The 1,380-nt window shown below is 65.9% G+C and carries 1 protein-coding gene; it reads left to right on the top strand.

The window, feature by feature from the left end; genetic code table 11:
• Positions 1-109 precede the first annotated feature (109 nt).
• On the top strand, positions 110-1,380 hold a 1,271-nt coding region (locus tag AB0J64_RS57265; protein ID WP_364047265.1), incomplete at its 3' end, for a VCBS repeat-containing protein.

The raw sequence follows: 1,380 nt of genomic DNA, 5'->3' as shown, positions 1-1,380 counted from the left end.
CAACGACGTCTACGTCGGCCTGTCCAACGGCTCCGCCTTCGCCACCGGCGCCAAATGGCACGACTTCTTCGGCCTCCCCGGCGAAACCACTCTCTGAAAGGACGCACACATGCATGCGAAAAGAAAGCTGCCGGCGCTGGCAGTGAGTTTAGCCATCGTGCTCGGCTCGGCTTTACCGGCCGCCGCCACGCCCACCCCGGATCCGAACAAGGCGAACGCCGAGATCCTCGCCGCGTGTTCCGTTCCGGCCGGCCACGACCCGTACGTGACACTGACCGTCTACCGGGTCGGCCGCAGCAACAACGTCAACGACAAGGTGATGCTGGCGGCGTTCGAGACCGGCTGGGTCGAGTCGCACATGAACAATCTCAACTGCGGCGGCAAGGACTCGCTCGGTGTCTTCCAGCAGCGGCCCAGTCAGGGCTGGGGCACGCCGGAGCAGATTCTCGACCCCGCCTACGCCGCGACGCAGTTCTTCACCCGGGCCATCGTCAACGACCGCAACAACCCCGGCTACACCCCTGGTCAGCTCGCGCAGAGCGTCCAGCGTTCGGCCTTCCCCGACCGGTACGACCAGTCGGAGGCCAAGGCCAGATCGATGTGGGACGAGGCCAGGCGCGCGGCCGCGATGGCGGCCGGTTCGCCCGCCGACTTCAACGGTGACGGCAAGGACGACATCGTCACCTTCACCAAGAACGGCTCCGCGGACGCTTTTGTGGCCACCTCGACCGGCAGCGGCTTCACCGGCACCTCGGCGAAATGGCACGACTTCTTCGGCCTCGGCGGCGAGACGACGCTGACCGGCGACTTCAACGGCGACAAGAAGGACGACATCGTCACGTTCACCCACGGCTCCGGCGCAGACGTGTACGTGGCCACCTCCAACGGCTCAGCGTTCAACGCGTCGTCGAAATGGAATGACTGGTTCTCGCCCGGTGGTGAGATCGCGGCCGTCGGCGACTTCAACGGCGACGGCAAGGACGACATCGCCACGTTCACCCGGGGTGGGGGCGCGGACGTGTACGTGGCCCTTTCCAACGGGAACGGCTTCGGCGCGGGCGTCAAATGGCACGACTTCTTCGGCCTCAACGGCGAGTTCCCGGCGGTCGGTGACGTCAACGGCGACGGCAAGGACGACATCATCGTCTTCACCCAGGGATCGACCGCCGACGTCTACGTCGCCTTCTCCACCGGCAGCAGTTTCGGCGCCTCGGCCAAGGTGCACGACTGGTTCGCCCCCGCCGGAGAACTCCCGCGCGTTGGCGACTTCAACGGCGACGGCAAGGACGACATCGTCACCTTCACCAACAACGCCGACGCCGACGCCTACGTAGCCCTGTCCAACGGCAGCGTCTTCACCGGCACCTCGATCAAGTGGAA

Source organism: Nonomuraea sp. NPDC049695 (assembly GCF_040674955.1).
GTDB classification, from domain to species: Bacteria; Actinomycetota; Actinomycetes; order Streptosporangiales; family Streptosporangiaceae; genus Nonomuraea; species Nonomuraea helvata.
This window is presented reverse-complemented; position numbering and strand designations above follow the sequence as displayed.